Source organism: Halomonas sp. 72, from assembly GCF_052379785.1.
Classification (GTDB): Bacteria; Pseudomonadota; Gammaproteobacteria; order Pseudomonadales; family Halomonadaceae; genus Vreelandella; species Vreelandella citrativorans.
The window spans coordinates 14,671-37,431 of sequence record NZ_JBQSYY010000006.1 but is presented as its reverse complement, the minus strand read 5'-3'; the positions used below and the strand labels follow the sequence as shown (position 1 = coordinate 37,431).

At 52.5% G+C, this 22,761-nt stretch carries 20 protein-coding genes; 16 read left to right on the top strand and 4 right to left on the bottom strand.

The features are described from left to right. The first annotated feature begins 9 nt into the window (after nucleotides 1-9). Complete coding sequence (ectB, locus tag ACT3T6_RS08285) at nucleotides 10-1,278, top strand: diaminobutyrate--2-oxoglutarate transaminase (RefSeq protein WP_193053550.1); 1,269 nt, start codon at nucleotides 10-12, stop codon at nucleotides 1,276-1,278. Nucleotides 1,279-1,362: 84 nt separating this feature from the next. Beyond that, a complete protein-coding gene (locus ACT3T6_RS08280) occupies nucleotides 1,363-1,758 on the top strand; it encodes an ectoine synthase (protein WP_172116624.1) in 396 nt (131 codons plus the stop codon). Between the two features lie 141 nt (nucleotides 1,759-1,899). Here ACT3T6_RS08280 and ACT3T6_RS08275 read toward each other — a convergent pair whose 3' ends face one another. Then, the gene (locus ACT3T6_RS08275; RefSeq protein ID WP_193053551.1) at nucleotides 1,900-3,930 is read right to left on the bottom strand and encodes an NADH:flavin oxidoreductase; all 2,031 of its coding nucleotides are present in this window, start codon (nucleotides 3,928-3,930) and stop codon (nucleotides 1,900-1,902) included. Nucleotides 3,931-4,073: 143 nt separating this feature from the next. On the opposite strand from ACT3T6_RS08275, the gene ACT3T6_RS08270 reads away from it, so the two are divergent. From ACT3T6_RS08270 to yidD, 7 genes are all read left to right on the top strand, one after another. After that, entirely contained in the window at nucleotides 4,074-4,769 is a 696-nt protein-coding gene (locus ACT3T6_RS08270) for a TetR/AcrR family transcriptional regulator (protein ID WP_193053552.1), read from the top strand. Nucleotides 4,770-5,088: 319 nt separating this feature from the next. Beyond that, nucleotides 5,089-5,925: an ATP-dependent zinc protease family protein gene (locus ACT3T6_RS08265; protein ID WP_193053553.1), complete on the top strand. Its 837-nt coding sequence runs from the start codon at nucleotides 5,089-5,091 to the stop codon at nucleotides 5,923-5,925. A gap of 36 nt (nucleotides 5,926-5,961) precedes the next feature. After that, entirely contained in the window at nucleotides 5,962-7,485 is a 1,524-nt protein-coding gene (locus ACT3T6_RS08260) for an inactive transglutaminase family protein (RefSeq protein ID WP_172116628.1), read from the top strand. Next, on the top strand, nucleotides 7,482-8,480 hold the full coding sequence (locus ACT3T6_RS08255) for an alpha-L-glutamate ligase-like protein (RefSeq protein ID WP_193053554.1): 999 nt from the start codon (nucleotides 7,482-7,484) through the stop codon (nucleotides 8,478-8,480). Before ACT3T6_RS08260 ends, ACT3T6_RS08255 begins: the two co-directional genes overlap by 4 nt. A gap of 31 nt (nucleotides 8,481-8,511) precedes the next feature. Next, nucleotides 8,512-8,958: a Fur family transcriptional regulator gene (locus ACT3T6_RS08250; protein WP_172116630.1), complete on the top strand. Its 447-nt coding sequence runs from the start codon at nucleotides 8,512-8,514 to the stop codon at nucleotides 8,956-8,958. Nucleotides 8,959-8,963: 5 nt separating this feature from the next. After that, nucleotides 8,964-9,431 carry a phosphoribosyl-AMP cyclohydrolase gene (hisI, locus tag ACT3T6_RS08245; RefSeq protein WP_193053555.1) on the top strand — a complete coding sequence of 156 codons (468 nt, stop codon included), beginning with the start codon at nucleotides 8,964-8,966 and terminating at the stop codon, nucleotides 9,429-9,431. Between the two features lie 2 nt (nucleotides 9,432-9,433). Next, nucleotides 9,434-9,775 carry a membrane protein insertion efficiency factor YidD gene (yidD, locus tag ACT3T6_RS08240; RefSeq protein WP_193053556.1) on the top strand — a complete coding sequence of 114 codons (342 nt, stop codon included), beginning with the start codon at nucleotides 9,434-9,436 and terminating at the stop codon, nucleotides 9,773-9,775. 7 nt (nucleotides 9,776-9,782) lie between these two features. Here the strand turns inward: yidD and ACT3T6_RS08235 are convergent, their stop codons facing one another. Together ACT3T6_RS08235 and ACT3T6_RS08230 are read right to left on the bottom strand one after the other, a co-directional pair. Next, nucleotides 9,783-10,199 (bottom strand): SufE family protein, encoded by a 417-nt coding sequence (locus ACT3T6_RS08235; protein ID WP_193053557.1) that lies wholly within the window; start codon nucleotides 10,197-10,199, stop codon nucleotides 9,783-9,785. A 91-nt stretch (nucleotides 10,200-10,290) separates the two neighbouring features. Next, on the bottom strand, nucleotides 10,291-11,421 hold the full coding sequence (locus ACT3T6_RS08230) for a tyrosine-type recombinase/integrase (protein WP_193053558.1): 1,131 nt from the start codon (nucleotides 11,419-11,421) through the stop codon (nucleotides 10,291-10,293). 254 nt (nucleotides 11,422-11,675) lie between these two features. Here ACT3T6_RS08230 and ACT3T6_RS08225 point away from each other — a divergent pair, with 254 nt between their 5' ends. The 3 genes from ACT3T6_RS08225 to msrQ all read left to right on the top strand — a co-directional run bounded on the left by ACT3T6_RS08225 (nucleotide 11,676) and on the right by msrQ (nucleotide 14,426). Beyond that, entirely contained in the window at nucleotides 11,676-12,707 is a 1,032-nt protein-coding gene (locus ACT3T6_RS08225; protein WP_193053559.1) for a DNA-binding protein, read from the top strand. 73 nt (nucleotides 12,708-12,780) lie between these two features. After that, the gene (gene msrP, locus ACT3T6_RS08220) at nucleotides 12,781-13,806 is read left to right on the top strand and encodes a protein-methionine-sulfoxide reductase catalytic subunit MsrP (RefSeq protein ID WP_193053560.1); all 1,026 of its coding nucleotides are present in this window, start codon (nucleotides 12,781-12,783) and stop codon (nucleotides 13,804-13,806) included. 14 nt (nucleotides 13,807-13,820) lie between these two features. Next, nucleotides 13,821-14,426 (top strand): protein-methionine-sulfoxide reductase heme-binding subunit MsrQ, encoded by a 606-nt coding sequence (gene msrQ, locus ACT3T6_RS08215; protein WP_226913431.1) that lies wholly within the window; start codon nucleotides 13,821-13,823, stop codon nucleotides 14,424-14,426. 105 nt (nucleotides 14,427-14,531) lie between these two features. Here the strand turns inward: msrQ and nfuA are convergent, their stop codons facing one another. Then, nucleotides 14,532-15,137: a Fe-S biogenesis protein NfuA gene (nfuA, locus tag ACT3T6_RS08210; protein ID WP_193053562.1), complete on the bottom strand. Its 606-nt coding sequence runs from the start codon at nucleotides 15,135-15,137 to the stop codon at nucleotides 14,532-14,534. A 294-nt stretch (nucleotides 15,138-15,431) separates the two neighbouring features. Here nfuA and metH point away from each other — a divergent pair, with 294 nt between their 5' ends. From metH to ACT3T6_RS08190, 4 genes are all read left to right on the top strand, one after another. Next, nucleotides 15,432-19,115 (top strand): methionine synthase, encoded by a 3,684-nt coding sequence (metH, locus tag ACT3T6_RS08205; protein ID WP_193053563.1) that lies wholly within the window; start codon nucleotides 15,432-15,434, stop codon nucleotides 19,113-19,115. A gap of 1 nt (nucleotide 19,116) precedes the next feature. Further along, nucleotides 19,117-20,454: an MATE family efflux transporter gene (locus ACT3T6_RS08200; RefSeq protein ID WP_193053564.1), complete on the top strand. Its 1,338-nt coding sequence runs from the start codon at nucleotides 19,117-19,119 to the stop codon at nucleotides 20,452-20,454. Between the two features lie 113 nt (nucleotides 20,455-20,567). Next, nucleotides 20,568-22,223, top strand: coding sequence for a nitrite/sulfite reductase (locus ACT3T6_RS08195; RefSeq protein ID WP_193053565.1), 1,656 nt, complete (start codon nucleotides 20,568-20,570; stop codon nucleotides 22,221-22,223). Continuing rightward, entirely contained in the window at nucleotides 22,213-22,755 is a 543-nt protein-coding gene (locus ACT3T6_RS08190; RefSeq protein WP_193053566.1) for a DUF934 domain-containing protein, read from the top strand. The genes ACT3T6_RS08195 and ACT3T6_RS08190 overlap by 11 nt, the downstream gene beginning before the upstream one ends. Nucleotides 22,756-22,761: the final 6 nt, after the last annotated feature.

Genomic DNA, 22,761 nt, shown 5'->3' with positions numbered 1-22,761 from the left:
AGGTCGCCAATGAAGACCCAATCGCTTGAACGTATGGAATCTAATGTTCGTACCTATTCACGTTCATTTCCCGTTGTGTTTACCAAAGCGCAAAATGCTCGTTTAACCGACGAAAACGGTCGCGAATATATCGACTTTTTGGCGGGTGCCGGAACGCTTAACTACGGTCATAACAACCCGCATCTCAAGCAAGCCATGATTGACTACCTGTCTAGCGACGGTATTGTCCACGGTCTGGATATGTGGACGGCAGCTAAACGGGAATATCTCGAAACACTCGAAGAACTCATCTTTAAACCGCGTGGGCTGGATTATAAAGTTCATCTACCTGGCCCGACCGGGACGAATGCAGTTGAAGCGGCTATTCGTTTGGCGCGCGTAGCCAAAGGTCGCCACAATATTGTGACGTTCACTAACGGTTTCCACGGTGTGACTATGGGGGCGTTGGCCACCACCGGCAACCGTAAATTCCGCGAAGCAACCGGCGGCATTCCGACGCAAGGGGCAAGCTTTTTACCCTATGATGGCTATATGGGAGAGCATGCCGATACGCTTGATTACTTTGAAAAATTACTGGGCGACCAGTCAGGCGGCTTGGATATTCCCGCAGGGGTTATTGTTGAAACCGTGCAAGGCGAGGGCGGTATCAACGTAGCAGGCTTGGACTGGTTAAAACGGCTTGAAAGTATTTGCCGTGAACACGATATTTTACTCATCGTGGACGATATCCAGGCAGGCTGTGGCCGTACCGGCAAGTTTTTCAGTTTTGAGCATGCCGGCATCAAGCCGGATATCGTCACTAACTCGAAGTCACTGTCTGGCTTTGGCTTGCCCTTTGCTCATGTATTGATTCGTCCAGAGCTGGACGTGTGGAAACCTGGCCAATATAACGGCACCTTCCGTGGCTTTAACCTAGCCATGGTAACGGCGACTGCCGCGCTTAAAAAATACTGGGCAAACGATACGTTTGAGCGCGACGTACAAAGCAAAGCCCGTATTGTTGAAGAGCGTTTCCAGAAGCTAGCGGCGCTGTTGACTGAAAATGGTATGCCGGCTACCGAGCGCGGCCGCGGCCTGATGCGTGGTATCGACGTTGTTTCGGGTGACATCGCCGACAAGATTACCAGCGAAGCGTTTGCAAACGGCTTGATTATTGAGACAAGCGGCCAAGGCGGCGAAGTCGTTAAATGCCTCTGCCCATTAACGATTAGCGACGAAGACCTGCTTGAAGCGCTGGATATTCTGGAAGCGGCTGTCAACACAGTTATCAACGAATAACCTGACGTTACTTTGGGTAGTTAACGAACCTTAACGATAAACTCAACGGCTGGTATCGCCAGCCGTTCAGGCATGGAGCATATTATGATCGTCCGTAGTCTTGAAGAAGCGCGTAAAACAAGCCGACTGGTAACTGCTGAAAATGGTAACTGGGACAGTACCCGTTTGGTGCTTGCCGAGGATAATGCGGGTTTCTCTTTCCACATCACACGCATCTTCCCGGGCACAGAGACTCACATTCAGTATAAGCATCATTACGAAGCCGTTTTTTGCTATGAAGGCGAAGGTGAAGTCGAAACCCTGGCGGATGGCAAAATCTGGCCAATCAAAGCGGGCGATATTTATCTACTGGATAAGCATGACGAGCACCTCCTGCGCGGCAAAGAAAAAGGCATGACCGTGGCCTGTGTCTTTACACCGGCACTGAGTGGCAATGAGGTGCACCGCGAAGATGGATCCTATGCGCCGGCCGATGAGTAAACCTTAGTTATTTACCGCTTTTAAAGCAGCCTTGCTAACGCAGGCTGCTTTTTAGTGCCTGCGAGATTAGACGACCAAGAAAAGCACTAAACTAAAAATAGTGAGCCGGGTCGAAAACCGGCTCACTTAAGCGCCAGGAGCTTATAAGTCTTTAACGATGCGCAGGGCATCATAAATCGCGGCATGGGTATTGCGGTGCGAAATGGCATCCCCAATCCTGAACAGCTGGAACTTGCCTTCGGTAGCGATAGGCTGCGGTGTGCCTACAATGAGGTTGTCATAGTTGACGGCCCCTTGGTTGCTCGACAGCGGCTTCAGCTCTTCATATAGATCGGCCATAGGCAAGGTGCCGAAATTGATGACGACTTGGTCTACGGGCCGCTCTTTAGCAACGTTTGTGTAATCGCTGCTGACCAAGGCAACGAGTTCACTGCCATCGCGCTTAATACCAGTCAGGCGGAAGGTGGGGGTGAACGTGGTATCCAGCATTTGTAACGTACGCATGTAAGGCACCAGGTTCATGGCCATGACCTCCGGCGCCAAGGCACGGTCGGCTGTCATGTATTCGACCTTACCGCCTGCTTTGGCAATAATCTCAGCCGCTTGCAAGGCGGTATGGTCGCCTGCATCATCATACACCAGCACGTTGCTGCCTGGCGCCACATGGCCTGAGAGTAAACCCCAACCGGTGACGGCCAGCTCGTTGCCCTCTTGAAGCGCCTCCTCGTTAGGCTGCCCGCCCGTTGCCACAATGACCACATCCGGCGATTCGGCGAGTACTTCATCCTGTTCGGCAAAGACATTGAAGTGAAACGTGACACCCATGGCCTGACAGCGCTCAAAGCGCCAATCGATGATGCCCATCATTTCTCGACGACGCTCGCTCTGTGCCGTTAAACGAATTTGCCCGCCGGGGGTATCTGCTGCTTCAAATACGACGACTTCGTGACCGCGTTCGGCAGCCACACGGGCGGCTTCCAGCCCGCCGGGGCCTGTGCCAACGACCACCACCTTACGTTTGGTATCGGCGGGAGGGATGGTATGGGGCATGGTGGTTTCACGTCCAGTCGCGGCGTTGTGAATACAGTATGCCGCGCCGCCCTGGTAAATGCGGTCCAGACAGTAATTAGCGCCCACGCAGGGACGGATCTCTTCTTCACGGCCTTCGATGACTTTTTTCATTAGGTGTGGGTCGGCCATATGAGCACGAGTCATGCCGATCATATCGACCTTGCCGGTGGCAATCGCATGGCGAGCCGTCGCAACATCCTGAATTTTAGCCCCATGGAAAGTGGGGAAGTCGACTTCACGCCTAATATCGCCCGCAAAATCCAGGTGTGGCGCGCTGGGCATGCCTTGGATAGGAATCACGTCCGTCAGACCCGGATCGGTATCAATATGCCCTTTAACGACATTAAGAAAATCTACCAAGCCGCTGTCTTTCAAACGGTGCGAGATGGTCATGCCATCACGGGCATCGAAGCCCCCGGGTAAGCACTCGTCACCGGTATAACGCACGCCAAGTAAGAACTTCTCACCAACACGCTCACGGATGCTTTGGAGCACTTCAAAGGTAAACCGTAGCCGGTTATCCAGGCTACCGCCATAAGGCGCATCAAGCTCGTTGGTTAACGGTGACCAGAACTGATCCATCAGATGACCGTACGCCTGAATCTCCATGCCGTCCAAGCCTGCTGCGTACATGCGTTCGGCGGCGTCAGTGTAATCCTTGATTAATCGCTCAATATCCCAAAGCTCGGCTTTTTTTGGATAAGCACGATGAGATGCTTCTCGATGATTGGAGGCTGATACCGCCGGTAGCCAATCCCCTTTGTCCCACCGGGTGCGGCGACCCAAGTGTGTTAGCTGAATCATTACCGCCGTACCGTGTTCGTGGCATGCCTCGGTGAGGTCGCGCATCCACGGCACCACCTCATCTTTATAAGCCAAAATATTGTTAAACACCGGCGGGCTGTCTCGGGAAACCGCTGCCGACCCAGCAGTCATGGTCAGGGCAATACCTGCCTTGGCACGTTCAACGTGGTAAGCCCGGTATAGCTCTTTAGGCATGCCATCTTCGGGGTAGGCGGGTTCGTGAGAAGTCAGCATTACCCGATTTATCAGCGTTAAATGTTTTAGTTGTAGCGGCTGGAGCAAAGGGTCATTTTTCACGGTCGTCTTCTCTTGTTGTTTTGATGATTATCACAAGCTAGTCTTCTCTGTTCATAGTTGTCAATATATATGACAGTGGTGTACATAAAGATGACAAGCTTGCTGTATGATCGATTACATCGCCATGGCAAAGAGAGCAATACGTGAAAAACGGACGCGCCACGATTAACCAAACTGCTTGGATTGATGCTGCTTACGAGCTACTGACAGCCTCGGGAGTCAGCGCCGTCAAGATCGTACCGTTAGCAAAGAAGTTAAAAACATCACGCACTAGTTTTTACTGGCTATTTAAAGACCGTGAAGAAGTGCTTGCTGCACTACTGGAGCGGTGGGAGCGACAAAATACCCAGGCCTTAATTGAGCAATCGGAGAAATATGCGTCCTCCATCGTGGAAGCCACGCTCAATATCTTTGACTGTTGGTTTGACCCAGCGGTATTTGATTCTGAATTTGAGTACGCCGTTAGAAGCTGGAGCCTGCAAGATCAAGCGGTTGCTGAGCGCGTTAGCCAAGCCGATAGCGTGCGGCTACAAGCGCTGCAAGACATGTTTATTCGCTATGACTATGACGTGTTGGAAGCTGATACCCGTGCACGCACGATGTATTTGATTCAGATCGGCTATATCTCGATGCATACCCAGGAGACCCAAGATACGCGGATCGCCCGAGTGGCTCAGTACATCAATATTTTTACTGGGCAGATGTGCACCCATGCTGATCTTGAGCGGTTTGCTGCGCGGCATAGAGCGCGGTTTACACCCGAAGAGATGGCGGCTCAACAAGAGATGACAGATGAAACCGACATTAACGCTCGGCATTATCGGGGGGGGCCACGTTAAAAAGCTGAAACGATAATCTGGGCTTGTCTGCAGCATAAATGTCATCTTCGCGGTCGGAACCGGTCCAGGAGGAAGCAATCGGCATCTGGTTATGTAAGAATGTGCACGTTAAAGCCATTGGGGTCCAAAAATCAAAATGTTAGACGGATATATGCCTCCTTAAGTGTTTTATGTGGAAATTAACAATCTAGATGTTCGCATAATATATATTATGTTAAATTACAGATTTAGATAGCTTCTAAAAAGTTAATACGGCGTTGGACAACTGGTCTAGCTTCTCCTTATTATTCCTTTTTAATTTTCAAGGATGTCTCTCGTTATGCGCCCAGGTGTTTTGTGGCTGATGGCTGGTTTATCACTTCTATTTTCTGGCTGCGCCCTTCAGCAACCAGATTCTAATGAGCCACCGTTATTGAACGAGGTAGCATTCAATACTCGAATGCTCGAGCTACAGGATGCATTAGGGCAACAATGCAGTGCCAATGCTCAGCATCAGGCGCAACAACTCAGCCAGCAGCAGGTGCTTACCGCTGATGTTCGTGAAGTGGGTAGCCTGCTACGCCTTTTACGCGGTGATATAAAGGAGCTTGAAGCTCGGGGTGACGAGCCCATCATTATCCGCGAAGAGTGTGAAGTGGACACCACGCTAGATATGAAAACCATGCTGGGACGTAGCGAATGGGTTGGCCTGCCAGGTGTAGGTACCTATTTAAAAGCACGCGTGGACTCCGGTGCAGAGACGTCATCATTATCGGCCTCCGACATTACGCGCTTTGAGCGCGATGGAGAAGATTGGGTGCGCTTCAAGCTGGCACTGACTGAGGATGATAGTGTCGTGGAGTCATTGCGTAACGAGTGGATAGAGGCACCTGTTCAACGGCGTGTACGCATTGTTCAAGCGTCTGGTGAAGAGTCTCGCCCCGTTGTCTCTCTATTAATGACGCTCGGTCCTATTCGTGAAAACGTCGAATTTACGCTGAATGATCGTACCCACCTCGATTTCCCCGTATTGCTAGGCCGCCGTTTCTTAATGGATATTGCTATTGTTGATGTGGCGCAAACCTACTTACATGAGCGTCCAGAATTTCCCGGCGGTGACCCTGCTGAACAAGCCGCTGAAGATGAAGCGGTCGACCAAGACGATATCGAAGAGTAAAAGCTCCCCTGCCGCTTTTCGCTGAAAGGAATTTTAATGTCACGCCTTCCGTTTTATATCATTGTAGGTCTACTTCTTGTGGCAGGTATTGCCACCAGTGTGCATAGACATCTTCATTTTGAAATTCCTTGGGTACCAGGCGAGCAGCGTCAGGTATGGGAAATTGAGGCCGTTATCAATTTCAATGCCCAGAATGGCCCCGTAAAAGTGGACTTAGCGCTGCCCACCCAGCAGGCAGGCTTTCGTGTACTGACCGAAAATACCGCTTCTTCTGGCTATGGTTTAGCCTACCAGACGGATGATTTCGGGCGCCAAGCCGAATGGACCATTCGGAATGCTGCTGGCAGCCAGCAGCTCTATTATTCGGTGCAAATGCTGGTATCACCTGGTTCCCGCCCGCCGGTACAAGCACCGCCAGGGCTGGTGTCGAGCACGCCCTGGGAAAGTCCTTATGATTCAGCAGCTACCCAGCTAATTGATAGAGCGTGGGCCAGAAGTGCAAATAATGCGACCTTTGCGCGTGAGCTAATTCTTGATGTAAATGGCGAGCGTCAGGGCGAAAATGCCCGCTTACTGCTTACCCAGGAAACGCCGTCAGCACTCATCGTGCGCTTGCTAAATCAAGCGGGTGTACAAGCACGAGAAGTAAGCGGACTGCTACTGGAAGATGGGCGCCGGCGTCAATTATTAAGCAGTTGGATTCAGGTATTTGATGAGCCTGCAGAAAGCTGGAATATATTCGACCCTGCAACGGGCGAGGAAGGCCAGCCCGAGAACCTGCTGCTCTGGGAAACAAGTGGCCGGGCGGTGCTTGAAGTTCAAGGTGGTACAAACTCGCGGGTTAGCTTCTCTATGCTAACGCACCATCAGCCAGCGTCTGCTGCTGTGCGCAACCACTTTTCTGATGATACGCTGCTGAATTTCTCAATCCATAGCTTACCGCTTGAAGAACAAGCACTTTTCCAAACGATTCTGCTGATTCCCATTGGCGCTTTGGTCGTTGTGTTTTTGCGTGTATTGGTCGGGGTGAAAACATCAGGCACCTTTATGCCTGTTCTGATCGCCCTCGCCTTTATACAAACCACCCTGCTGACGGGTTTGATTGGCTTCCTGCTGATCGTGGCTGTTGGCTTGGTTATTCGTAACTATCTGTCTTATTTGAACTTATTATTGGTGGCGAGAGTATCAGCGGTCATCATAACGGTCATCGCGATTATCTCGATCTTTACCGTATTGGCTTACCGTATGGGTCTAAGCGCGGGGCTCACTGTCACCTTCTTCCCCATGATTATCCTGGCCTGGACGATTGAGCGGATGTCGATCCTCTGGGAAGAAGAAGGCCCAAAACAGGTCATTATTCAGGGGGGCGGCAGCTTGTTGACAGCCGTGCTCGCATACCTTGCCATGAACAACCCTTGGGTGCGTCACATCACCTTCAACTTCCTGGGTGTTCAGCTGATTTTGATGGCGCTCATTCTGATTTTGGGTAACTACACCGGCTATCGTTTGCTTGAGTTACGCCGCTTCAAGCCGATTACTGATGACGAGAAGCCGTCATGAGTTGGCTCAACAACTGGACATGGCCTAGCCGCCTGCGCGACAAAGGCATTATCGGCATGAACCGGCGCAATATTCGCTATATTGGCCGGTATAATTCACGGCGCCTTTACCCGTTGGTGGATGACAAGCTCAAGACTAAACTTTTGGCGCAAGAGTATGGCATTACCACGCCGGAACTTATTGGTACGGTAACCACGCAGTTTGGCGTTCAGCATATTGGCGATATGCTGACAGGTCATGATGGTTTTGTTATCAAACCTGCCAAAGGCAGTGGCGGCAAGGGTATTCTGGTTATCGAAAAGGTAGTTGATAATCAGTTTGTTAAACCCAGCGGAGCGCATTTAACGCTTGAGGCTGTAGAGCGTCATGTCTCTAATATTCTTTCAGGGCTTTACTCCCTGGGCGGCTCTCCGGATGTAGCTGTCATTGAAACGCTGATTAATTTTGAAGAAAGCCTGATGGCATATACCTACGAAGGTGTGCCGGATATTCGGGTCATCGTTTTCAAGGGCTACCCCGTCATGGCGATGATGCGCTTATCAACGGCGGCTTCCGATGGCAAAGCCAACCTGCACCAGGGAGCGGTCGGTGTTGGATTGAATATTGCCACCGGAGAAGCGCTTCGCGGCGTGCAGTTTGACCGCCCCTGCTTCAACCACCCGGATACCGGGCATGACCTGGCAAGCCTGGCGGTCCCCCAATGGGACACCCTGCTAAATCTGGCGGCGGGTTGCTATGAAATGACCGGATTAGGCTATTTGGGAACCGATATGGTGCTGGACAGGCAACATGGGCCCATGCTGCTTGAGCTGAATGCACGCCCGGGCCTTGCGATTCAAATGACCAACGGAGAGGGTTTGCGTCGCCGGCTTGATCTCATCGAGCGTCAACCAGAAGGGGTGCCAGTTGCCGAGCGTGTCGCGTTTGTTCAGCACCACTTTGCTCGCAAGAGTGAGCTAACAGAAAGCCCTGACACAACTATCGCAAGCGCGTAGACTAAGCTGATGACGTTTACTGAGTGCACCAATGACTGAAGCGAATACGCTACTTCAACAAGCGGAATCACAGTGTCACAGCCGCGGCGTTCGATTTACCCCCATTCGACGCCGCGTGCTTGAGTTGATTGCTCACAATGGCGGCGGTTTAAAAGCCTATGACCTGTTGGATAAACTTTCAACCGAGCATGCGGCTGCCCGCCCTCCTACGGTTTATCGAGCGCTGGAATTCTTGATTGACCAAGGATTGGTGCATCGTATCGAGTCGCTAAACGCTTATGTGGCATGCGCCTGTCCTGAACATATTCATGGGTTCCAACTGCTGATTTGCCGTCAATGTGGTTACGTCGAAGAATTGCATTTGGATGAAGTTAGCGATCAGCTGTCAGCCTTTGCCAGCCGGCAAGGCTTTAGTGTTGAGCGACAGACGATTGAGTTGCAAGGCCTTTGCCAAAACTGTCGAGCCAAGAGTGAATAATAGATATGTCTCGTTTTGATCAACTACCGGCTGATACATTATTCAAGGCACTTGAGGCGGCAACGCCACAAGATACATTACCCGCCACCACGACGTTATTGGATGCTGTTAGATTTAACGCGGAAGGTTTATTGCCTGCTATCGCTCAACAGTATGACACCAAAGAAGTGTTAATGATGGCCTGGATGACGCGTGAAGCGCTGGAGGAAACGCTGAGCACGCATCGCGTTTGCTACTATTCGCGTTCACGCAACAAGCTCTGGCGTAAAGGCGAGTCATCCGGACAACAGCAGCATCTTAAGTCGGCGGCTCTGGATTGTGATGGCGATACATTACTGCTACAGGTAAACCAGACAGGTCCTGCTTGCCATACCGGTCGCCGAAGCTGCTTTTATCTGTCGCTAACCAGCGCCGATGCCACCATTAACAGTGAACCGCTTATTCACCCTGATGAGCTTTACGGTAACCGCTAGTCATGCGCTGGGTGCATTACATATTACGTGCTTTACGCAAGCTGGCGGTTTTAGTAATGGTTGGCACGGTGCGTGCCTACCAATACCTTATTAGTCCCCTGCTCGGGCCACGCTGCCGATTTTGGCCAAGCTGCTCCTCCTACACCATTGAAGCCCTTCAGGTGCATGGCCCTGCCAAAGGTGGCTGGATGGCTATCAAGCGAATCCTAAAATGCCATCCTGGCAACCCTGGTGGCATGGACCCTATTCCCGGAGGGCGTAGTGAGCAACTTTGTAAAGAGGACGACGAGTCGCCGCCCTCTCCTTCATGCTGTCATCAACATCAACATCAACATCAACGTTAATGCCGTATTAGGCTTGCTGCGCCACTTGGTAAATACGCTCAAGCATGGCGTGAAGGCCATTGCTGCGCGTGGGGGAAAGATGTTTATCCAGCCCAAGATCCGCTAAAAAGTGCGGTTCGGTAGTGCGAATTTCAGCCGCTGTGCGCTCGCTATAGATGCGTAGCAGCACTGCAATCAGCCCAGAAACAATTGCCGCATCAGAGGTAGCGCTAAAGACCAGCGTGTCGCCCTGCTGTTCATGGCGCATCCATACATTGGATTGGCAGCCCTGAATTTTATACTCCGCAGTTTTGCACGCCTCTGGAAAATCAGGAAGCTGCTTGCCCATATCGATAATGTATTGATATCGGTCCATCCAGTTATCAAACATTTCAAACTCTTCGATTAGCTCTTGCTGGGCCTGCTCGGCGCCGGAAGTGCTCATACTCGTTCCTTTTCACATTCGATTTAAAAGCGTCAGACCATTATACGGGTTCAAGGTGGCTTGCGTGGATAGCTTTTCAGCCTGACGTGCCTTATGGCGTAAGCCGGTGACGTTGCTGTTCACTGTGCCACTCATTATTTTCGGTGTGCAGGTAGCGCGACGTGGTGTCCAACCGTGCATGGCGGGCGCTTTCTGCTAAGTGACGCAAGCTAATGCCCGCCTGAGCCTGGTGAGTGATCGAGGTGTGCCGCAGCCAGTGCGGTGTTGCCTTGCGCAGCGCAGCCACATAGGTGGACGCCCCCTCTTCAGCTTCAAGCACGTCGGCCGCTTCTGCAAAGGTTTCACGGATCAGCCGGTAAAGCTGATTGTCACCAATACCCCGCTTTCCATCCAGCGCTCGGATAGCAGGCGTCTCGTCAAACTGCATGGGCAATCCATCAAGCCCAAGCGCTTGTCGCCAATTAGCCAAACATGCCTGCATATCATCAGGCACAGGGACGCGAGCAAGCTTGCTGCCTTTGCCCACCACGGACCACCACCAACGCCCTTCTGATTGGGAAAAATCGCCCATGCGGGTGCCCGCCATTTCGCTAATACGCGGTGCCAATAAGTAGGCAAAGCCAAAGATAAACCGGCGTCGGGCCTGTTCATACTCGGCACGACTTCCCTTCCCGTCACTCATTGGCTGATTAAGCCAACACCAAAACCAATCCCATAGCTCACGTTCCAGATAGCGCTCAATACGAGGTGTCTGATTGTTTAGGCGGCGAGATTTATCGCGCATCAACCGAAACGGATTATGGCTGACCCACCCTGCTTCTACCAGCCAGCTAAACAGCCCCTGCAAAATAATCAAACTTTGTCGGCGGCTGGCGGGTGATAACGCCCCACGAAATGGCCGCCACTCCGGGTGGTAACGAGGTTTTGAAGGCCCAGCCCAGTGCTGGGCGGGCTGCGGATCTGCCAGGAATGCTTCAAATTGGCGCAGCGTTTCCCGGTCCATCGCTTCCAGCGTTAAGTGCTGGTGGTCAAGCCAAAGCAACAGTCGCTCGGTTTCACGCCGGTAGCTTTTCCAGGTTTGCGGGCTGTCCTGATATTCGGCAAGCCATGCAGCAACGGCCTGAGCGTCTGTATGTGCATTAATGCGCGATGACTGAAACGGCAGCTCCACTACAGCGCTTGACGCCTGTATGCCGCCCTTCTGTCCGGCAATTACGTCCATTTGATCATAAACATACTGACACCTATCTCGATAACGCTACCTGGCTCTATTTTAGCCTGCATCGCTATGCCGCTGTTTGCTAAGGGGTAAGTGTGATGCCAAGCGTGTATAAATTCAAGATTAGAGGGGTAATCTTGAATTTATGTGCTTAATGATAAATAAAATTACGTAATATGTATAACGTAATTATTGTATTTATAAGCCATTGCACGGAAAATAGAACGATTCAATAGGCAATATCAGGAAGAGACAGCATGGCGCGCAGTGGCATTCAGTACAGTGACGTACAGCACGCAATTGATACGCTTCTTACCCGTGGCGATACGCCCAGCGTGCAGCGAATCCGCGAGGTGTTGGGTACCGGCAGCTTTACGACGATTAGCGAGCACTTCCGCTATTGGCGCACCGAGCGCGAACAGAACCGCGACGTTCCTCCACCTAAAGGTGTCCCTGAGGTAGTTGTTAATGTCGCCAGTGAGCTATGGCGTGAAGCGCAAGAAGTCGCCAATCAGGCGCTGCTGCACTACCGAGAAGAGGCGAACCGACAAGTCGAAGAAGCCCAACAGCTGGCTGAGAATGCCGAACAGTTAGCCGCGAACGCCGAACAGCGCGAAAGCGCCCTGGCGGAACACTTCCGCCATACCGAGCAGCGTCTTGAAGCGCTTAACCGTGAGCTGGCCGCAAGCCAGGCCAAAGAGCAACATTGGCAGCAGGCTGCCACTGAGGCGCATGAGGAAAACCAGCAGTTAAAAAAAGTGAATGAAGCCTTACAGCAGCATAATGAGACCCTTGGCCAGCAACATACCGCTGCGTTAAAAGAGCAACAGAGCGTATGGGAAAAACGCCTGGCCCAAGAAGAGCAGCGCAATGAAAATGCCGAGGGAAGATTGATGGCGATGCTGGATGAGGCTCGCCAGGAGCGTGCTCAGGAAGAAAAAGCCTCGCAAAAGCGGCTCCAGCAGAAGCAGCAACGCATCGAGGCGTTAACGGAGGAGCTAAAGCAAAATCGCGGCGATCTACTAAAACAGCAGACTCAGGCAAACCAACATGCCCAGCAGGCAAAAGAACAGGAGCAGCACATCGCCACCCAGGAAGAGCGCATTGCATCGCTCACTCAGCAATTGGAAGATGCTCAGGAAAATAACAAACAGCAGCGAGAGCAGATGAAACGTGAGCGCGAATGGCAAACAACAATGGGTCAACAAATGACGGCGTTACAGCAGCAACTTTCTGAACTACCTGCTTCGATAAACGTCAGAGAAAGGCAGTTGAACGAGAATGATTGAATGACGTCGACACCGGCTAGCCTGCCGACATCATTTAACCAGCCGATGGTTGTTGACCGGCAGGAGCATCACCATGCTGATTAAAATTGCCAAACCTGGCGACTTACATGAATCAGAGATCACCCCTGAGTCGATTTACTTATCACGCCGACGTTTTATGGGCGGACTCGCGGGCCTCGGAGCAGGGCTGGCATTAGCAGGCCACGTCTCAGCCAGTGAGCAAATGCCTGACTACAACGATGTTCCCGAAGGCGATGCGCCTGAATGGTTTAAGGCCAAACGCGATGCGGCCGAGTGGCGGGCAGTTGTGCCTACTGATCCGAGCCAGGACAAAATGGCCCCTTATGCGGATGCCAGCAGCTACAACAATTTTTTTGAATTTGGTACCGGCAAAAGCGACCCCTCACGCAAAGCGGGCTCGCTGGTGACTAAGCCTTGGAGCGTAGTGATTGATGGTGAGGTCAATAAGGGTGGGCGCTTCGCCCTTGAAGATCTCGTCAACCCTTCCCAGTTTGAAGAACGCATTTACCGGCTACGCTGTGTTGAAGCCTGGTCGATGGTTATTCCTTGGCTAGGCATTTCGCTTGCCGAGGTTATTCAACGCGCAGAGCCGACGTCAAAAGCCAATTACGTGCGCTTTGAAACGCTAGTCGATCCTGAACAAATGCCTGGGCAAAGCTCCGCTTTTGCCCTAATCGACTGGCCCTATGTAGAAGGGCTACGCCTTGATGAGGCAATGCATCCGCTAAGCTTTCTAGCGATGGGCATGTATGGACGAGAGCTACCTAATCAAAACGGCGCACCGCTTCGCCTAGTGGTGCCATGGAAGTATGGCTTTAAAAGCATTAAATCGATTGTGCGCATTTCACTGGTTGAAGAAGAGCCACTCAATTCCTGGCAGCAAATCGCTGCCAATGAATATGGCTTTTACGCCAACGTGAACCCTGAGGTCGATCATCCTCGTTGGAGCCAGGCCACCGAACGCCGTTTACCGAACAGCCTCTTCAATACCAATATCATCGATACGCGTATGTTTAATGGTTATGCCGATGAAGTCGCTGACTTATACGCAGGCATGGATCTTCGGACTCACTACTGATGCCGGCTTATTTTATGACGCTATGGCGTATAGGCGTTTTCATTTTCGCCTTGGCGCCCTTGGGCTGGTGGAGTTTGCAAGTAGCTAACAACCTGGCGGGCCCAGAGCCTGGGCGCTATTTGCTGTTAAATATTGGCCAAGGCGCACTATGGCTATTGTTGCTTACCTTAAGTCTTACGCCTCTGACCCGGCTGACACGCTGGAAAGGTTTTAGCGTTATTCGTCGCCAGTTGGGTCTGTGGACGCTGGCCTATGCATTTTTGCATTTCGTTTGTTACGCGTTATTTATTCTGGGACTTAATTGGACTCAGCTAGGCAGTGAGATCGTTAAACGGCCGTATATTATTGTGGGCATGCTTGCCCTGCTGGGTTTGGTAACGTTAGGCGCTACGTCTAACCGTTGGGCCATGCGTAAACTGGGCAAGCGCTGGAAAACGCTCCATAAGTTTAGCTACGTTATTTTGGTGCTGGTGTTGCTGCATTTCTTGTGGATAGTACGCGCCGACATGCAGGAGTGGTTTTTATACGCGATGGCAGGCGCACTGCTGATGTGCCTGCGCATTCCGGTCATATCGCGCATGTTGCCCAAGGTACGCCAACGAATAAAGCATTCCGCGTAACGAGTCTTAAAGACTCCTTACCTTGCACAACACGTATCCCGTATACGTTTGGAAAAACGAAAAACCCAGCCATAAGGCTGGGCTCGAATCAAAACACGGCTTTATTTAGCGGTAATAAGCGTTGGTGTTATCGGTATGGTCCGTCACATCACGAATACCGGCAAGCTCAGGAATGCGCTCCATCAGCGTTTTTTCGACGCCGTCTTTAAGCGTTAAATCTACCGCTGCACACCCTTGGCAACCGCCGCCAAAGGCCAGAATGGCCATTTTTTGCTCTGTTAACTCAATCAGCTTGATCTCACCGCCATGCGCTGCCAAGCCAGGGTTAATCTCGCTATACAGCACGTAATTAATACGGTCCTCAAGCGGGCTGTCAGCATTTACCTTGGGCATCTTGGCGTTGGGTGCCTTGATGGTCAGTTGCCCCCCCATACGATCAGCATTGAAATCGACCACGGCTTCTTCTAAAAACGCTAGGCTGTTTTTATCAAGAAATACGTTGATCTTTTTAAGTTCAAGCGTAACGTCAGCGGGTTCTTCTTCGCCCGGACGGCAGTATGCAAGGCATGTCTCTGCATACGGCGTGCCCGGTTGGGTAATAAAAATACGCACAGCGATACCTTCAACGTTTTGCTTTTCAAGCAATTCCGCAAGGTACTCTTGGGCGCTATCGGTAATGTCGATACCTGGTGCTTCGGTAGTCGTGGTCATGAGGCTATTTTCCCTCCCGTGAACAGTGGTAATACCACTTCACATGTCATTTTATTGCTATGGTAAGCAAAACAGCGCGTCGACACAATCCCGACTGTTTTAGTAGGCTATTAAATGGCTAACGGGCTAATGATTTTTTAACAGCTGCATTGTATAGCTGCCCTGCTTGGCGGCCTTTGGTATCATAATGTCCGTTTGGTTATTGATATGTTGTAAAACGCCGCTCATACCCCTTTTCGAAAACGTATTTTAATAAAATATTTTCGATCAAGACGCTGGAGAAGATTCCCTGTTATGGCCGCTAGTGATTTGAACGCCTCGCTTACCCAACGCATTCTAATTCTGGATGGCGGTATGGGGACCATGCTGCAAAATGCCCAGCTGAGCGAGGAAGACTTTCGTAGCGAACGCTTCAGCGATTGGCCGTCAGATTTAAAAGGCAATAATGACTTGCTGGCGCTCACCTGCCCCGACGTAGTGTCGCGTATTCACCGGGGCTACCTGGAAGCGGGTGCGGACATTATTGAAACCAATACCTTTAACAGTACGCGCCTTTCTCAAGCCGACTACGGCATGGAAGACATTGTTGTCGAGCTTAACCGTGAGTCTGCGCGCCTGGCTCGGGAAGTGTGCGATGCGGTCGCGGCTGAAACCGGCGTGCCGCGTTTCGTTGCAGGCGTATTGGGACCCACTTCACGCACTGCTTCGTTATCGCCGGATGTGAACGACCCGTCCAAGCGTAACGTGACCTTCGATGAGCTGCGTGAAAACTATTATGAAGCTGCTCAGGCGCTGATCGAGGGCGGCGCTGACCTGATCATGATCGAAACCATTTTCGATACGCTTAACGCCAAAGCCGCGATCTATGCACTTGAAGTGCTGTTTGAAGACCTTGGCAAGCGTCTGCCGGTCATGATTTCAGGCACGATCACCGATGCCTCGGGCCGGACGCTTTCCGGGCAAACCACTGAGGCGTTTTGGAACTCGGTTCGCCATGCCCAGCCGCTGTCAGTAGGCCTTAACTGTGCGCTAGGGGCTGAAGAGCTACGTCCTTACCTTGAAGAGCTATCCACCAAAGCCGATACGTTTGTCTCTGCACACCCTAACGCTGGCTTGCCTAACGAATTTGGTGAGTATGACCAAACGCCGGAGGAGATGGCGGCGATTGTTAGCGAGTTTGCCGAGAGCGGGCTGGTTAATATCATTGGTGGCTGCTGTGGCTCAACGCCTGAACATATTCGTGCAATTGCAGATGCGGTGCGTCCCATGGCACCGCGTCAGATTCCTGAGCGTAGCTCCGCTTGCCGTTTGTCCGGACTTGAGCCTTTCAACATTGATGCAGACTCGTTATTCGTCAACGTGGGTGAGCGTACTAACGTAACGGGTTCGGCGCGTTTCAAACGGCTTATCGTTGAAGAAGATTTCACCACTGCCCTGGAAGTAGCGCTTGAGCAAGTCGAGAACGGCGCGCAAATCATCGATATCAATATGGATGAGGGCATGCTGGAGTCGCAGGAAGCCATGGTACGCTTTCTGAATCTGATTGCTGGCGAGCCGGATATTGCCCGCGTGCCGATCATGATCGACTCGTCCAAATGGGACATTATCGAAGCAGGCCTAAAATGCGTTCAGGGCAAGGCCATTGTTAACTCGATCTCTTTAAAAGAAGGCGAAGCGGCGTTTCGTGAGCAGGCCACCAAATGTCGTCGCTTTGGCGCGGCGATCGTGGTCATGGCCTTCGACGAGGATGGTCAGGCCGATACGTTCGCACGCAAGACGGAAATCTGTGAGCGTGCCTACCGCCTACTGGTCGATGACATCGGCTTTCCGGCCGAAGATATCATTTTCGACCCCAACATCTTCGCCATTGCCACGGGCATCGAAGAGCACAACAACTACGCCGTCGACTTTATCGAGGCGTCTCAGTGGATTCGCGAAAACCTGCCCCATGCGATGATTTCAGGCGGCGTTTCCAACGTCTCCTTCTCGTTCCGGGGCAATAACCCGGTACGTGAAGCGATCCACTCGGTGTTCCTGTATCACGCTATCCGTGCGGGTTTGAGCATGGGGATCGTTAACGCCGGGCAACTTGCGCTATACGACGACTTACCCGCCGAGCTTCGCGATGCCGTGGAAGACGTTGTGCTGAATAAGCGCAGCGACGGCACCGAGCGCTTGCTGGAGCTGGCAGACAAGTACAAGGGTGACGGTAGCGGCCCGGCCAAGAAAGAGGACCTTGAGTGGCGTGATTGGCCCGTTAATAAGCGCATCGAACACGCGCTGGTGAAAGGCATCACGGCCTATATCGAAGACGACACCGAAGAAGCTCGCGTTCAGGCCGAGCGCCCTATCGAGGTCATTGAAGGGCCACTGATGGATGGCATGAACGTAGTCGGCGACTTGTTTGGCGCCGGTAAAATGTTTCTGCCCCAGGTAGTGAAGTCCGCGCGGGTCATGAAGCAGGCGGTTGCCTATCTGATCCCCTATATCGAGGCGGAAAAAAGCGAAGGTACCCAGGCCAAGGGCAAAATTGTCATGGCCACGGTTAAAGGCGACGTTCACGATATCGGCAAAAATATTGTCGGCGTGGTGCTGCAGTGTAATAACTACGAAGTTATTGATCTTGGCGTAATGGTGCCTGCCGAGAAAATTCTTCAAGCCGCGATTGACCACAACGCCGATATTATTGGCCTCTCGGGGCTGATTACTCCGTCGCTTGATGAAATGGTACATGTAGCCAAGGAAATGCAGCGCCGAGGCATGAACCTGCCGCTGCTGATTGGTGGCGCGACGACCTCCAAAGCGCATACGGCCGTTAAAATTGAGCCACAGTACGAGCAACCGGTCATTTATGTGACCGATGCTTCTCGCGCGGTAGGTGTCGCCGGCCGATTACTCGCCCCCAATCTAAAAACGGCGTATGTCGCGGAAATTCGTGAAGAATATGTCAAGGTGCGCGAACGTAACGCCAAGCGGCGCCCTAAAGCGGCGGACCTGGATTATACGCAGGCGCGCAAACGTCGTTTCCGCACCGACTGGAGCACCCAGACGCCGGTTGAACCCAAGTTCCTGGGCCTCAAAACGTTCGATAACTATGACCTTGAAGAGCTGATCGAGCGTATCGATTGGACGCCCTTCTTCATGAGCTGGCAGTTAGCGGGTAAGTACCCAAAAATCCTTAACGATGAGGTCGTGGGCGAAGCGGCGCGCAACCTGTTTGCCGATGCGCAAGTCATGTTGCGCAAGCTTGTCGATGAAAAGCGCGTTCAGGCTCGGGGCGTCATCGGCCTGTGGCCGGCCAACAGTGTGGATGATGACGTCGTTGAAGTGTATGCCGATGAATCGCGCAGTGAGGTCATCGAGCGCCTTCACCATATTCGCCAGCAAACCACTAAGGGTCGTGACGGTATCTGCTACAGCCTGGCGGACTTTATTGCGCCTAAAGAGAGCGGTAAAGCCGACTGGATCGGCGGGTTTGCGGTCACCGCCGGCCATGGCGTTGACGAACTTACCAAAGCGTATGAAGCGGCAGGCGATGACTACAATGCGATTTTGGTTCAAGCACTTACCGACCGTTTGGCAGAGGCCTTTGCAGAGCGCATTCACGAGCGGGTACGTAAAGAGTTCTGGGGTTACGTGCCAGAAGAAACTCTGGATAACGACGCGCTGATAGCAGAAAAATACCAGGGTATTCGCCCCGCCCCCGGCTATCCTGCCTGCCCGGACCACACCGAGAAAGGCACCTTGTTCAAGCTGCTTAACGCCACAGAAAATACTGGCCTTGCGCTAACCGAAAGCTACGCCATGTGGCCAGCCGCTGCCGTTGCGGGTTGGTATTTTGCTCATCCGCAGTCAAAGTATTTCTCGACGGGCAAAATCACTCGTGACCAGGTAGAAGCAATCGCTGAGCGTAAACAGATGCCGTTTGAGGAAATGGAGCGCTGGCTATCGCCGGTACTCTCTTACGACCCCAGTTGATATGGCGTTAGCAACTCGGCGTCACGGCAAGGTCGTTCGCTTGGCGCTACCGATCATGTTGGGCATGCTTTCTCAGAGCATGCTCAACATCATTGATGCCGCACTGGTGGGGCATTTAGGCCAGGTCGCGCTGGCGGGTGTGGGTGTGGGTGGTTACGCCATGTTTATGCTCACCGCCCTGGTGTTTGGTCTCTCTTCAAGCGTTCAATCGCAAACGTCCCAGCGCCTTGGAGCGGGCTGTGAGTATTCGGCTCAGCCTTTACAAGCAGGCGTTGCGGTTGGCCTGGTAGTTGGGCTGCCGCTATCGCTGCTGGCCTGGTGGCAAGCGCCTGCCCTGCTGTATTTGATAACGCAGGTGCCTGAGGTGCATCACGTGGCGGTTGATTACTTTCGCTGGCGGGTTATCGCCCTAACAGCCATTGCGTTAACACTATGTTTTCGTGGTTATTGGAATGGCCGCCAACAGACACACCTTTATCTGCGCATCATTATGGTTGTTCAGCTGTTTAACGTAGCGGCCAGTAGCGGGCTGATCTATGGCCTGTTTGGGCTACCTCGTATGGGGGCAAGCGGCGCAGGCGTAGGCACAACTCTCTCGATGTTTTTAGGATTTTTTATCTGGCTTTGGGTCACTGTAAGACAGCGCGACCAGAATGGATTTTTGTTCAGCCTACCGACGTTCGATACGCTGCGCACAACGCTAGCACTTGCTCTGCCTCATTCCCTACAGCAGATATGTTTTGCGGCGGGCTATGTGGTGCTTTTTTGGTTGTTAAGTCGTATGGGGACCGCAAGCGTTGCGGTTGGGCATGTGTTGGTTAACTTGTCATTATTGCTAATCCTGCCGGGCGTGGGTGTGGGTGTTGCTGCCATGAGCCTGGTAGGCGAAGCATTAGGCCAGGATGACCAAAGGGCGGCCCATCGGTGGGGGCTGGATGCGCTGGGCGTTGCCGGTGTGCTGCTCACCCTCTTGGCACTGCCAATGCTCGTATTCCCGATGCAGGTACTCAGCATTTTCTTTTCCAGCCCCGAGCTTATCGCCCTGGGCACGCTGCCCTTACAAATTACCGGTGCAATGATTGTGCTGGATGCGGCGGCGCTGGTGCTGGCTCAGGCATTGATGGGCGCTGGCGCACAGCGTACGGTGATGCTGCTGACCTTAAGCATGCAGTGGCTTTTGTTTCTGCCCCTTGCCTGGTGGGTTGGGATTGGTTTACAACAAGGCCTGCTTGGGGTTTGGCTGGTACAGATAGTTTATCGACTTGCCAACTCGGCGGGTTTTTTATGGATTTGGCAGCGTAAGCGCTGGCTAGCTCCCAATGTTTTAAATAGCGTTTAACGATAAAAAGATAATTATATATTCTTTTGTAGAATATGAAACACGCGTTAAGGTAACACTACATTAATGTCCGCTTTGACGTGACCATTTCGCTTTTAGCAGGATCGTGCCACATGTACCGTTATGATATTCATGACCAGACGCTGGTTGATGAGCGTGTCGTCCAGTTTCGTGACCAGATGGATCGCTACCTGGCAGGACGCTTGGGAGAAGAAGAGTTTCGTCCGCTGCGGCTGCAAAATGGCCTGTATATCCAGCGGCATGCACCGATGCTCCGGATCGCCATTCCCTACGGCATGCTCGCAAGCTACCAGTTACGCTCGCTTGCCGATATTACCCGTCGTTATGACCGGGGTTATGGGCACTTTACGACCCGGCAGAATCTTCAGTTGAACTGGCCTGCGCAGGAAGATGTGCCGGATATCCTGGCCGAGCTTGCTAAAGTGCAAATGCACGCCATCCAAACCAGCGGTAACTGTATCCGCAACACGACCAGTGACCAGTTCGCCGGTATTGCTAACGACGAAGTGGAAGATCCGCGCCCTTGGTGCGAGCTAATCCGCCAGTGGTCGACGCTACACCCTGAATTTGCCTATCTGCCGCGCAAGTTCAAGATTGCGGTAACCGGAGCGGCCAAGGATCGTGCGGCTATCCAGGTTCACGATATCGGCCTACGCCTGTGGCGCAATGAAAAAGGCGAACTGCGCATCAAGGTGCTCGCTGGTGGTGGTCTCGGTCGTACGCCGATGATTGCTGAGGTAGTGCGTGAAGACCTACCCTGGCAGCATCTGCTGACCTACCTTGAAGCCTGCGTACGCGTTTATAACCAGTTTGGTCGTCGGGACAACAAGTTCAAGGCACGTATCAAGATTCTGGTCAAAGCGCTAGGCATTGAAGAGTATCGCCGCCGCGTTGAAGAAGAGTGGGCACATTTAAAAGATGGCCCGCAGACGCTTAATCAGGCAGCGGTTGATGCCGCTAAAGGCCACTTCCCTGAGCCGGAACGTCGCCCGGTAGCCGAAAGTGCTGTGGTTGATTTTGAACGCTTGCGCAGTGAAAACCGCAGCTTCGCACGCTTTGTGACCAATAACGTTACCGATCACAAAGTGCCTGGCTATAAGGCGGTGACACTGTCGCTCAAGCGTCGTGAACACGCCCCAGGCGATGTCACTGCCGATCAGATGGATACCGTGGCAGATTTAGCTGATCGCTATAGCTTTAGCGAAATGCGCGTGACCCACGAGCAGAATCTGGTGCTTTCCGATGTTCCTGTCGATGAAATCGAAGCGCTGTGGAACGAGCTTGAAGCGCTGGGCATGGCCAACCCTACCGTGGGTACGCTGAACGACATTATCTGCTGCCCTGGCGGTGACTATTGCAGTTTGGCCAATGCCGTTTCTATTCCTATTGCCCAGGCGCTGCAGGAACGTTTCGAAGATCTGGATTTCCTGTATGACCTGGGGCCGCTGGATCTTAATATTTCGGGCTGCATGAACGCATGTGGTCACCATCATGTGGGCCATATCGGCATCCTCGGTGTCGACAAGAAAGGTGAAGAGTTTTACCAAATATCGATTGGTGGCAATGCCACCGACGATGCATCACTCGGCAAAATCCTGGGCCCCTCTTTCTTCCGCCAGGACGTTCCGGACGTGGTTGATAAGGTGTTGCAGGTTTATGTTGCCGAGCGTCATGAAGATGAGCATTTCCTGGACACCTATCGCCGGATTGGCCTGAAACCTTTTAAAGAGCGTGTGTATGCCAAATAACGTGGATACCCCGACTGAAGAAACGCTGAACCCGGTGCACGTTGATCACCTTCTGCTTAACGGAGAACTGGCCGCTGAAAACGCTTGGTGTGTTTCTTACGACGACACCCATCTTCCTGAACAGCGTCCGGCATTTGTGCCGTTAACGTTATGGCAGGCGAACAAGCAGGATGCAGAGCTTGCTCCGTTACTGTTGAGTGACACCGAGCTTAACGCTGAGCTGGCAGCTGAACTGAATCCGCTGCCTGCCGTGGCGATCGACTTCCCAAGCTTTACCGATGGCCGTGGCTACTCAACCGCTCGCCTGCTGCGCGAACGCTTTGGGTACGCTGGTGAAGTACGCGCCGTCGGTGATGTGCTGGTTGATCAGCTCGACTACATGCGCCGCTGTGGCTTTAATGCCATGGCGCTGCGCGATGATCAGCACCCTGACGATGCGCTACGCCTACTCAATTCATTTAGCGTTCGTTATCAGCCCGATGTAGAAGAGCGCCACGCGCTCTTTGAACGCCGCTTGGCAACCAGCCAGTAAGCCGCT

What these genes read in the sequence shown, in the direction of transcription:
- ACT3T6_RS08255 (WP_193053554.1), top strand. Translation starts at nt 7,482, where the DNA reads ATGAGTTGGCTCAACAACTGGACATGGCCTAGCCGCCTGCGCGACAAA.
- msrQ (WP_226913431.1), top strand. Translation starts at nt 13,821, where the DNA reads ATGACGCTATGGCGTATAGGCGTTTTCATTTTCGCCTTGGCGCCCTTG.
- msrP (WP_193053560.1), top strand. Translation starts at nt 12,781, where the DNA reads ATGCTGATTAAAATTGCCAAACCTGGCGACTTACATGAATCAGAGATC.
- yidD (WP_193053556.1), top strand. Translation starts at nt 9,434, where the DNA reads ATGCGCTGGGTGCATTACATATTACGTGCTTTACGCAAGCTGGCGGTT.
- ACT3T6_RS08190 (WP_193053566.1), top strand. Translation starts at nt 22,213, where the DNA reads ATGCCAAATAACGTGGATACCCCGACTGAAGAAACGCTGAACCCGGTG.
- ACT3T6_RS08280 (WP_172116624.1), top strand. Translation starts at nt 1,363, where the DNA reads ATGATCGTCCGTAGTCTTGAAGAAGCGCGTAAAACAAGCCGACTGGTA.
- metH (WP_193053563.1), top strand. Translation starts at nt 15,432, where the DNA reads ATGGCCGCTAGTGATTTGAACGCCTCGCTTACCCAACGCATTCTAATT.
- ACT3T6_RS08260 (WP_172116628.1), top strand. Translation starts at nt 5,962, where the DNA reads ATGTCACGCCTTCCGTTTTATATCATTGTAGGTCTACTTCTTGTGGCA.
- ACT3T6_RS08265 (WP_193053553.1), top strand. Translation starts at nt 5,089, where the DNA reads ATGCGCCCAGGTGTTTTGTGGCTGATGGCTGGTTTATCACTTCTATTT.
- ACT3T6_RS08200 (WP_193053564.1), top strand. Translation starts at nt 19,117, where the DNA reads ATGGCGTTAGCAACTCGGCGTCACGGCAAGGTCGTTCGCTTGGCGCTA.
- ACT3T6_RS08195 (WP_193053565.1), top strand. Translation starts at nt 20,568, where the DNA reads ATGTACCGTTATGATATTCATGACCAGACGCTGGTTGATGAGCGTGTC.
- ACT3T6_RS08235 (WP_193053557.1), bottom strand. Translation starts at nt 10,199, where the DNA reads ATGAGCACTTCCGGCGCCGAGCAGGCCCAGCAAGAGCTAATCGAAGAG.
- ACT3T6_RS08225 (WP_193053559.1), top strand. Translation starts at nt 11,676, where the DNA reads ATGGCGCGCAGTGGCATTCAGTACAGTGACGTACAGCACGCAATTGAT.
- ACT3T6_RS08250 (WP_172116630.1), top strand. Translation starts at nt 8,512, where the DNA reads ATGACTGAAGCGAATACGCTACTTCAACAAGCGGAATCACAGTGTCAC.
- hisI (WP_193053555.1), top strand. Translation starts at nt 8,964, where the DNA reads ATGTCTCGTTTTGATCAACTACCGGCTGATACATTATTCAAGGCACTT.
- ACT3T6_RS08230 (WP_193053558.1), bottom strand. Translation starts at nt 11,421, where the DNA reads ATGGACGTAATTGCCGGACAGAAGGGCGGCATACAGGCGTCAAGCGCT.
- ectB (WP_193053550.1), top strand. Translation starts at nt 10, where the DNA reads ATGAAGACCCAATCGCTTGAACGTATGGAATCTAATGTTCGTACCTAT.
- nfuA (WP_193053562.1), bottom strand. Translation starts at nt 15,137, where the DNA reads ATGACCACGACTACCGAAGCACCAGGTATCGACATTACCGATAGCGCC.